Source organism: uncultured Veillonella sp. (assembly GCF_905209685.1).
GTDB lineage: Bacteria > Bacillota > Negativicutes > Veillonellales > Veillonellaceae > Veillonella.
The window spans coordinates 1-9,637 of record NZ_CAJLUB010000065.1 but is presented as its reverse complement, the minus strand read 5'-3'; the positions used below and the strand labels follow the sequence as shown (position 1 = coordinate 9,637).

Here is a 9,637-nt window from a genome sequence, read left to right as displayed (position 1 = left end):
CTGTTTGGCCTACTTGGTATGGCAATTCAATCCAGCCTTTTTCAACGAGTGGACGGGTAGCGCCTACAACGCCACCGATAGCATCAGCGAGTTCGTAGAGTTTATCAAAGTTTTCCTTTGAACCCATACCACGACCGCCAGCTACGATGATATCCGCTTCTTGGATATTATAACCAGACTTGCTGAATGGAATAAAATCTAGCCGTTTGGTGCGAATGTCTTCGGACTTGAGGTCAAATTGTTCAAGTTGGATACGGCCCCAACTGTCCGCAATGCGCTCAGGTTTTTTGAATACATTAGGACGAACAGAGCCCATTTGTGGACGATGGTTTGGCGAAATAATTTCCGCCAAGATATTGCCACCTAAAGCAGGACGAGTCCATTCTACAAGGCCTTCTTCTGTATCTACGGTTAGGATAGTGCAATCTGCTACAACGCCATTTTGCATGCGACCAGACATGCGCGGTGCTAAGTCACGACCATTATTGGTAGCACCAATTAAAAGGATATTCGGTTTATGGTCTTCAAAGAAATCCGTCAATACCTTTGTATAGCCATCCGTTGTATAGTATTTCAAGAGGGGACTTTCAAAAACATGAACAATATCGGCGCCATGAGCCACAAGTTCCTCCGCCTCAGCTTGTACGTTTTCACCGAGGAGCATGACTTGCACGAGCTGGCCCAGTTCCTTGGCGATGCGGCGGGCTTGACCGATAAGTTCATACGTAACTGGATGCACTACATCATCGATGGTATCAGCTACGACAAAAACGTCTCTGTATTCATCAAAATTTATCATTATCGGTCACCTCCTTCAGAAACAGCATCAGCTTTAGCGGCCTCTGCTGCAAATGTATTTGGATCTACCGCCTTAGGTTCGCTAGGCACCACGCTTTCAACAGACGCAGCTCGCTGTACTGGGTCATTTACGTCAATGCCCTCATCGTCTTGCGCCTCTACAACCGGTGTGTCATTTGGCACCAAAAGGTGTGCGAACTTTTCAGGCTTGATGTGGTACGCCAATTCGAGCACCTTTTTGGCACCTTCATCGACGGATGAAAGCATTTCTACCTTGCCACGAAGCGGTGGTTGGTATACCTTGCGTACCCGTGTTGGGGAACCGGTAAGGCCAATGCGGCTTTCATCAATATGAGGCATATCACGCAAGGTAATATGATTAATAGTATATCGTTTCGCGTAAATGGAGCTCCAAAGGCCAGGTTGACGTGGCTCGTTAAGTTCGGCTGTCGTCGTCACAAGCAATGGCAACGGAGCTTCAATCACTTCATAACCGTTCTCGTACTCCCGCTTTACAATCGCCTTTTGAGAGGCTTGGTCTACGGAAAATTCACAAGCATAGGTAGCTTGCGCCATACCGAGTTCCTCTGCGATTTGAGGGCCCACCTGTGCTGTATCACCATCGATAGCTTGTTTTCCGCAGAAAATGAGTTGGAACTGACGATTCATGGTACGTTGAATATGACGAATAGCAGATGCAATCGTATAGCTTGTAGCCAATGTATCGGCACCACCAAAGGCGCGATCTGTTACGAGCACCGCATCATCAGCGCCTAACGCCAAGCATTGACGCAATGCCTCTTCAGCTTGTGGAGGGCCCATGGTCACAACCGTAACGCGACTGCCTTCAATTTGGTCTTTCACAGTCAAAGCCGCCTCAAGCGCGTGCATGTCGTAAGGGTTTACAATACTAGGCAGACCTGTGCGGATGAGATTATTTGTTTCCGGATCTAGTTTAATTTCTGACGTATCCGGTACTTGTTTTATACAGACTAATAATTCCATGCACTCACCCCTGTCTAAACTCTACGCCCTTGGCGTTACGAGGATATTTCCAAGTTTTAACAACACTGTGTCCACATAATACGCGACATGTGCCACATTCGAGACAACCTGCAAAATCAAAGGCTAACTTGCCATCTTCTTGTAATGTATATAGTCCTGCAGGACAACCATTCACGAGCTTCATCGCCTCTTCGCGGCTTACGCTTTCACCATCAATAATGATGTGAGGACACGTTTCATCTACATAATATTTATTAGCGCCCAAACGCTCTTCTAATTTCATAGGGAACGCACCCCTTTCCAAACATCACGAATCAAGGTAAATAGGCCAATGTCTCCGACACGGCGCATAATTTTTTTCATCATTGGCACTGCGCCATCACCGTTTACAGTGAATACGTCGCGCATCAAATTGTTAACAAATGCTGGGTATTCATTGAAAATACGCGGATGGGTAGCGAGGAATTTAGGCATATTTTTGTAACGCTTCAAGTCCTTCAGTAACCAAGAACTCTTGATTTGACGTTCATACAATTTAGCCACACGATCCATGTTTTCATCGCGCAAGGCTACGTTAACCGCCTCTGCTGCGCACATACCGGACTCAATAGCAAGGTCCATACCACGAATAGTATACCCAAGGTTCATACACATGCGCGCCGCATCACCAACGATAACATACCCATTACCGCCCAACTTAGGCATAGATTTATAGCCACCTTCTGGTACGAGATGGGCACTATGCTCTTTCAATTGGCCATTTTTCAATAATGGTGCAATTCTTGGATGGCTTGTGAAAGCTGACAGCATATCGTCTACAGAACGATCGGCTTTGCCAATATCTTCAAGGCCTACAACCATACCTACAGAAAGGCTATCTTTATTTGTATAAATAAAGCCACCGCCTAATAAGCCAGAGGTCATATCGCCTAAAGTGAGCCATGCCATACCGTCATCACCAGACAACATGAGACGATTTTCAAGGTCTTCTTTCTTTAGTTTGTATACCTCTTTTACACCTACTGCCATTGTACTTGGATCGGTAGGCGCTGTGAGGCCTGTCTTTTCTAATAATAATGTATTGGAGCCTTCTGCGATGATAACGAGTTTTGCATACACTTCATCATCGTGGCATCGAACGCCTACAACGCGTTGTTTTTTGCCTTCTCCTTCAGTAATGAGGTCTGTTACTTGTACATTGGATACGAGAAGAGCCCCTTTTTTCTCAGCCTCTTCAGCGAGCCATTTATCGAATTTAGCGCGTAATACTACGTAGGATTCCTCGTTCGGTTGTCCATCTTCGTAGCTGTATTCAATAGTCGTCATTTCATTGCCAGCGCCGATAGAAATGCGTTCTTTTGTCACCTTACGTTCCAATGGGGCACGGTCTCTAAAGTCCGGTACTAACCGTTCTAAAGAATGTGTGTAGATACGTCCACCCATCATATTTTTAGCGCCTGGTGCGACACCACGTTCAATGAGTAAAACCTTTACCCGTTGCTCCGCAAGGCGTAACGCCGCCGCAGATCCTGCTGGGCCTGCACCAACAACGATAACGTCAAATGTTTCATTGCGATCAATTGCCATATACTCAGCTCCTTTAATCAAAGCTTAGACTTACATAAGTTCATATAGTATATATATTTCTCTATTAAGAACTAAAATACCTTTAAAAATTACCACAGAAAAATGAATATATTCTATATTATTTAACATTATCTTGTAAATAGCTCTATAGGATGTATATATACTCATTATAAGCTTATACTATTGCATACTATTCATTACCAATAGGTGCAACAAAATTCATCAATTCGTGAAATTTATAAGTTTATCTAGCTTTCACAGTGAAAGTAGCGTATGATAAAAGTAGGAAAAACCCTATACGGAGCAACACGCGTATAATACGACCGCATAATGCAAGACCACGGTCAAGGTTAGGCACTCATTATTTTGGAATTACCAGAGGAGGCCATATGGACCCGTTAAGAATCTTGAAAGCATTATCAAATCCACATCGGTTAGATATTATATTGTGGCTAAAGCACCCAGAGAAAGAATTCGGTGTACAAGTACACACTAAAACTCTTATCGATTTCCCTAACAGTGTGAGCGTTAAGAGCATTCAAAAGCGCTGTGGTGTATCTCAATCTTCCATCTCTACATTTATGAGCATCTTAGAAAATGCAGAACTTGTAGAATCCCGTAAGATTGACCAATATACCTATTTCCGTCGTAACGAAAAGGTAATCCTTGAGTTCGGCGAATGGTATAACAAAGAGGTATCCATCCAATCGGACGATATCGATAAATTATTAGAAACGGTAAACTTAGAAGATACTTCGTATCCTTTGACAGACCTAACAGAGGAATCCTCTATGCCTGGCGAACAACTCGCTGTCGAAATCAATACTAAGGGATCCGATCATGATGAAAACAGGAAATAACATTCTCCCTCACTCACCATACTTAGGGATAAAAAGAAAAGAGCTATAATACACCTGCGATTATAGCTCTTTTTTATTTTTAATCATTCAATATATTTTGTAAATCTCACCGATTATAGTAAATATGACGAACCTCCATTACATCTTCAATTACTACATAAAAGATATAAAAGTTGCGTACTATAATTTTATAATATGTATACTCACGTTGTTTCTTACTCGGATATACGGCAAAAGATTCTGGACAACTTAATCTTGTGTATATAGCAGCCTCAATATCTGTAATTAGTTGATGAGCGGCTTCTCTATTATGCAGAACATAAGTTATATAATCAACAATATGATTAAGCTCCTCTTCAAATAATGGTAAAATCGTAAGTTTATATTTCCGCTCCATCGATTCTCTCCCTTACGCGACGAAATACATCGGCACCAGAGTATCGAATTTTACTTTCTTTTGCTGCAGAATCAGCTTCATCCAAGGCGTACTCAATAGGATCTGTTAATGCTGAATATTGTTCAATACTCATTAACACCATAGTTCCATATCCATTCTTAGTTAAAAATACAGGCGAATTTGTTGTAATAACGGTTTCTTCAACTTCAGGAAATTTATTACGCAAGTCTGATACAGGTCTAATATTAATCAATATATACACCTCCTTATATCATAATTCTATCATTATTTTATTAATTTTACTAACAATATTATGGCAATCAATAGTTCAACTAAAAATGCCCTCCAACAGGAGGGCATCTATTATATTAGAATTATACTTCTTCTATCGTTGTGCTTCATAGGCTCTGAATAGTTTAGATAATAATTCAGGTGCCAAGCGCAATAGGTCTGGGTTTTCACAGAAGGATACGCGTAATTGTGTTCTGCCTGGATTATCTTCACCTTTTTTACCGCTATAGAAACCATTGAGTGGAGCCATGAGGAGTGTATACTCTTTACCATCATCAAGACTAATAGCACCGTGTTCAGCACACCAAGAGGCAAATTCTACACCATCAAAGCCCGGTTTCGCTACCTTCCGTACGTCGATAACAAAGTAAATAGACGCTTCTGGACGAGATACGATGAAATCAGGTTCGACCGCTTTGAATCCTTCGTGAAGTTCAAAGATCATTTGACGGTAGTAATCACGTTGTTGTTCATACCAGTTATGAAGCTCTGCATAGCTTTCATGAGCCAAAGCACCAAAGATATATTGACCTAATGTATTAGCACTAAGGTTCGCTGTATATTCGGCTACCGATTTTTCATAGCATAATTTGTTATCCGTAATGATGGCACCAATGCGTAGGCCACAAGCGTTCCATACCTTACTAGCTGTTTCAAGGCTGATACGACGGCCTTCAATGCCAGGCACATCCTTATCAGTTAACGCCCAGATACTAGATGTTTCTTTACCTTTTTCGTAAGCCAATTCGCGATAGGCTTCGTCAGAGATAATCCACAAATTATGTTTAACACATAATTTTGTATATTCGATCAATGTTTCTTTACTGAATAATTGACCTGTAGGGTTATCGTAAGGAATGATGAGCAACGCACCTGGTTTTGTATCAATGATACGTTGTTCTACGGTTTCAACAGATGGCAATTCAAATTCGCCGTTTTCATTAAGTTCACGCTCAACAGTAACTGTTTTACGACCGATACGAAGACCTACCGCATCATAGTTTGTATAAGATGGGTTGAACATTAAAAGAGGGCGTTCCTCTTCGCCAGCACCACCACATACGCCAAGCATAATGATTTCCATCGCCATAGATGCACCATCTGTTACGAGTACATTAAGGCCTGTTGTATCAAAGCCTTGGCTGCGCAAAATGTGAAGGAATGCTTCGCGGCATTCATCGGTACCTGTCGTTGGTACATACGGTACAATGCCTGTATGGAACGGGCTATCCACACCGCCCAAATCGAACAACCGACGCTGCATGGCGGGATGCATAGGACGCATTACATTACCAATAGAACCATTCACCAAAATTGGTGGGTTCTTACGTTCCAAGAATTTAATTTGTCCTAGGCGAATGCCAGATGGCTTTCGAGCCATCATATACGGCGACAATTCTGGTTGTTTCATTCAGATCCAACTCCTCTAAAAAAGAAACTGCCTCAGCAGGGAGGCTATATTAACTGTAAAAGTAACAAAACCACTACATACATGCCGTAGTTCTATTCTTTACAAAGATAAAGTACTAATATATTGATATATATAGATACTTAATATTATAGTGCTTTTACTATAGAAAATCTACTAAAAACTATAAAAATAAGCCTATCAGTACATAAAGAAAAGACCGAGCCCATTTGAGCTCGGTCTTATATGCTACATCAACAATCGAACAGTTAAATCATCAAATTATCTGTCGATTGTTTTACGTCCATGATCATTTGTGTTCGTATTCTTTGTAGCTTTAGCTGTATGTTTTGTTGTAGATGCCTTAGTAACAGGTTTTACCTCTTTACCTTTAGCAGGTTTAGCTTGTTCTGCTTTCACAGGTTTAGCCTTTTCTTGTTTTACCTTTTTAGGTTTCTCTTGTTTCACTTTCACAGGTTTTTTAGCATTAACTGCCGCACCTGCTGGTTTTACAAAAGCATTATTAAGATTTGTCGCCACTTGTAATGCTACGTCAGAGTTTGGCGTAGATACGATGGATTGGCCTGCTACTGTTACAGTGCCACCGCTGTAGGATGCAGAGCCTGGTGTAATTTGGTTGTTATGGTACAACCGTGCCAATTTGCCAGCCATGTAATACGCCCGTTCTTCCCCTGTATAGCGGCCGCTGCCTGCTGGGCTATAGATATTATCGCCATTGACGTAAACGGCCCCTTTAGACACATTTACATGATTTCCAGAGTATGTGTACATGCGGGAAATATTATTATTTACCCGATCAGACAACTTAGGATGGTTATTAGGTGCCACTACTTGTGAAAGTCCTTCACGATAGTGCTCCCCAACCTTGTTGCGTAATACCGCCATAGAACCAGCTGCACCGCCCACATTGTATGGAGATTCGCTTAAAATCTTGAATCCTAGTTCATCGGCTGCTTTTTCTTGGCTCATTGTAAATACTTGGTTAGACAAGTAGTTGCCCGCTACGTTAGATAATAACGCGGCCCCTTCGCTACCACCAGCTGCAATACCTACAGCTGTAGATAGGCCGATTTGCTTTCTAGCGCCATTGATAATATCTTTATGCTCACCATGAGCAATTTCATGGGCCATTACATAGGCCAGTTGATCATCATCAAGGGTATCCAAAGCACCTTTATTAACAGACATAACGCGACCAAGCGTTGCAAAGGCATTAAACTCTGTATCAGGGTTTGCATAGACAACGTAAGAACGTTTTACGCTAGGAGATGCCTCTAATGTTTTCAAGATGCGTTGTACGCGCGCTTGCGCTGCACTATCGTTTAAGTAACCTGTTTTCTCCTTAGTACGCGCCAAGCTTTCTTGTTGGCCTTGTTCGGAGTTATCCATTTTATTTAATGCAGTAGATACATACGCCATAGCAACAGCGCCACCAGCCAATGTTTGTACTGCACTAGATGCAGCATTCACAGGTGCTGTTTGCATAATAGCAGGCGCCATTGTCGCTGCCATAGCTACAGATAACGTAGCTGCTGTAAGTTTCTTGTTCATTCTCTCAACCTCTCGAATTGATTAACCATATAGTAATAAAACAAATTATCACACTAGATTTACACACTATGTATATAGTATCTCTTCATGGTAAATATAGAATGAATAATGGAACAATCATTCATCTGTCATTACTGTCTATTGATTCATCGTTACGATTATTGATCTGATGTTACTGGTTTAGCTGAAAGTACGACCGCTTCTTTACCATCTTTAGAAACGGCACCACCATGGGTATAGCCAACTACATCAAAGCCCGCCTCGGCACACTGCTCTGCGATGCTTTCATAATTTTCATTCTTACCACGAGTACAGGTAGAAAGATGAACCGTAGTAACACCTTTTTTCTTGAAAGACTCAATTTTCTTAGCTAGATTGCCACCACTATGCGTGAAACCGACCAACTCAATCTCCTCATCAGCATAACGCTCAAAAGAATCTGCTTTATTCATAAATGCTTTTAAACAACCGCCGCAAGAACAGCGCTGCATTGTATCCTCATTGACGAGAACTGCAATTTTTTTAGACATAAAACCTCCTATGAAAGTATAGTATAAACCTTAGTATAACATAGCTATAAAAAAAAGATGTATCCTAAAGCACGTTGATTAATGCTAATTATAGATAGGTAAAGATAAGAATTTAGAGTATATAAAACTATTTAAAATTGAAGCATGATAGCATATATGCTATCATGGAAGAAAGAAGGATTTGGATGGAGTTTACTAAGAACCCCCCAAAAACACCGACAAAACAAATAATAAAAGCTAAACAGATAAAACAAGAATTTGAGGAGGAATATTATGCCACTAAAAACTTTAGATAAGATATTTGAAAAAGATATAAATAATCCAGCCTTAACAGAAAGCTATTTAGAAGAGAAAGCTAAATTAGAAAATGCATTAGCCGTTCTAAAAGCACGAGAAGCTGCAGGACTAACACAACGTGATTTAGCGAAAAAATCTGGAGTTCCACAGTCTACAATCGCCCGTATAGAAAAAGGTGCCAATACAAGTTTAAGCACTATGTGTAAAATTGCATTTGCTTTAGATAAACAAGTGAAGATTAGTTTAGTCTAGAAAGAACCCCCCTATAAGCTGGTTTAAAGTGGCTTATAGGGGTTTTATGTGTTTCTGAATGGATCTAGACATAATTTTAATTACAAATCTGTAAAGTGACTCAACTAGTTTACGGTTCGGTAACATTGGCACGTTGTGCCGCGTTACCGTTTTGTAAAGTTCTTATCTACCACTAGCAGCGGCTTCCTATCACACTCGCCCATGGCAATATATAATACAATAGTTTAATGTACGGTACACTTTTTAGGGCTTCGTCGAACCTGATGCAATGGACGTATGCGTCGCTTAGGTCTAATTACTGTACGGTGGCCCTACTTGCTTCCTCACTGTGGATTTCCCTACGCTACTAAGTAGCTTGGTAAATCTTACGTTCGGAAGAAGGTGATGTGTGGGCCCCATGCGTCGTTTTACTCCTCTGTGGCCTCACACCCTACCCTTCCCAGGGCCGTCTTACACGGACACGTACATAGATACAACCTCTACAACCTTGGCTGGAGGCGGCTCTAGTAGGGTTAGCTAGTCGAAGACTAGCAAAAAGAAAAAGGCCTACCTTTAGGTAGACCTTTTTCTTTTCGTTAATCAGCGGCTTCCTATCCTCCCAGGCCGTCTCCAGCCAAGTACTTTCGGCGTTTATGAGCTT

11 protein-coding genes are annotated in these 9,637 nt (G+C 41.4%); 2 read left to right on the top strand and 9 right to left on the bottom strand.

Translation table 11 applies throughout. From position 1 onward, the window contains the following. The 4 genes from QZ055_RS05985 to QZ055_RS05970 form a co-directional block, all read right to left on the bottom strand. Positions 1–799 (bottom strand): electron transfer flavoprotein subunit alpha/FixB family protein (locus tag QZ055_RS05985; protein WP_295825280.1); only part of this gene is annotated, 799 nt, incomplete at its 3' end. Then, entirely contained in the window at positions 799–1,803 is a 1,005-nt protein-coding gene (locus QZ055_RS05980; protein WP_295825278.1) for an electron transfer flavoprotein subunit beta/FixA family protein, read from the bottom strand. The genes QZ055_RS05985 and QZ055_RS05980, both read right to left, overlap by 1 nt. A 4-nt stretch (positions 1,804–1,807) precedes the next feature. Continuing rightward, positions 1,808–2,086, bottom strand: a complete 279-nt coding sequence (locus QZ055_RS05975) for a ferredoxin family protein (protein ID WP_005376445.1) — start codon at positions 2,084–2,086, stop codon at positions 1,808–1,810. After that, positions 2,083–3,390 carry an FAD-dependent oxidoreductase gene (locus tag QZ055_RS05970; RefSeq protein WP_295825276.1) on the bottom strand — a complete coding sequence of 436 codons (1,308 nt, stop codon included), beginning with the start codon at positions 3,388–3,390 and terminating at the stop codon, positions 2,083–2,085. Before QZ055_RS05970 ends, QZ055_RS05975 begins: the two co-directional genes overlap by 4 nt. Positions 3,391–3,779: 389 nt before the next feature. Between QZ055_RS05970 and QZ055_RS05965 the strand changes: the two genes are divergently transcribed. Continuing rightward, positions 3,780–4,250, top strand: coding sequence for a helix-turn-helix transcriptional regulator (locus QZ055_RS05965; RefSeq protein ID WP_119206634.1), 471 nt, complete (start codon positions 3,780–3,782; stop codon positions 4,248–4,250). A 106-nt stretch (positions 4,251–4,356) separates the two neighbouring features. Here the strand turns inward: QZ055_RS05965 and QZ055_RS05960 are convergent, their stop codons facing one another. The 5 genes from QZ055_RS05960 to QZ055_RS05940 form a co-directional block, all read right to left on the bottom strand. After that, positions 4,357–4,647: a type II toxin-antitoxin system RelE/ParE family toxin gene (locus QZ055_RS05960; RefSeq protein ID WP_295825273.1), complete on the bottom strand. Its 291-nt coding sequence runs from the start codon at positions 4,645–4,647 to the stop codon at positions 4,357–4,359. Then, positions 4,631–4,900 carry a type II toxin-antitoxin system Phd/YefM family antitoxin gene (locus tag QZ055_RS05955; RefSeq protein ID WP_039969464.1) on the bottom strand — a complete coding sequence of 90 codons (270 nt, stop codon included), beginning with the start codon at positions 4,898–4,900 and terminating at the stop codon, positions 4,631–4,633. The genes QZ055_RS05960 and QZ055_RS05955 overlap by 17 nt, the downstream gene beginning before the upstream one ends. A 132-nt stretch (positions 4,901–5,032) precedes the next feature. Then, entirely contained in the window at positions 5,033–6,349 is a 1,317-nt protein-coding gene (locus tag QZ055_RS05950) for a pyridoxal phosphate-dependent aminotransferase (protein ID WP_295825271.1), read from the bottom strand. A 279-nt stretch (positions 6,350–6,628) separates the two neighbouring features. Beyond that, entirely contained in the window at positions 6,629–7,918 is a 1,290-nt protein-coding gene (locus tag QZ055_RS05945) for a M48 family metallopeptidase (protein ID WP_295825270.1), read from the bottom strand. 158 nt (positions 7,919–8,076) lie between these two features. Then, positions 8,077–8,448, bottom strand: coding sequence for a CGGC domain-containing protein (locus QZ055_RS05940; RefSeq protein WP_295825268.1), 372 nt, complete (start codon positions 8,446–8,448; stop codon positions 8,077–8,079). A gap of 273 nt (positions 8,449–8,721) precedes the next feature. On the opposite strand from QZ055_RS05940, the gene QZ055_RS05935 reads away from it, so the two are divergent. Further along, positions 8,722–8,997: a helix-turn-helix domain-containing protein gene (locus QZ055_RS05935; protein ID WP_129823486.1), complete on the top strand. Its 276-nt coding sequence runs from the start codon at positions 8,722–8,724 to the stop codon at positions 8,995–8,997. The last annotated feature ends 640 nt before the right edge of the window (positions 8,998–9,637 follow it).

Bases quoted from the DNA above. Each gene is read 5' to 3' on its own strand.
- QZ055_RS05935 (WP_129823486.1), top strand. From the start codon at position 8,722: ATGCCACTAAAAACTTTAGATAAGATATTTGAAAAAGATATAAATAAT.
- QZ055_RS05960 (WP_295825273.1), bottom strand. From the start codon at position 4,647: ATGGAGCGGAAATATAAACTTACGATTTTACCATTATTTGAAGAGGAG.
- QZ055_RS05970 (WP_295825276.1), bottom strand. From the start codon at position 3,390: ATGGCAATTGATCGCAATGAAACATTTGACGTTATCGTTGTTGGTGCA.
- QZ055_RS05980 (WP_295825278.1), bottom strand. From the start codon at position 1,803: ATGGAATTATTAGTCTGTATAAAACAAGTACCGGATACGTCAGAAATT.
- QZ055_RS05940 (WP_295825268.1), bottom strand. From the start codon at position 8,448: ATGTCTAAAAAAATTGCAGTTCTCGTCAATGAGGATACAATGCAGCGC.
- QZ055_RS05965 (WP_119206634.1), top strand. From the start codon at position 3,780: ATGGACCCGTTAAGAATCTTGAAAGCATTATCAAATCCACATCGGTTA.
- QZ055_RS05975 (WP_005376445.1), bottom strand. From the start codon at position 2,086: ATGAAATTAGAAGAGCGTTTGGGCGCTAATAAATATTATGTAGATGAA.
- QZ055_RS05945 (WP_295825270.1), bottom strand. From the start codon at position 7,918: ATGAACAAGAAACTTACAGCAGCTACGTTATCTGTAGCTATGGCAGCG.
- QZ055_RS05950 (WP_295825271.1), bottom strand. From the start codon at position 6,349: ATGAAACAACCAGAATTGTCGCCGTATATGATGGCTCGAAAGCCATCT.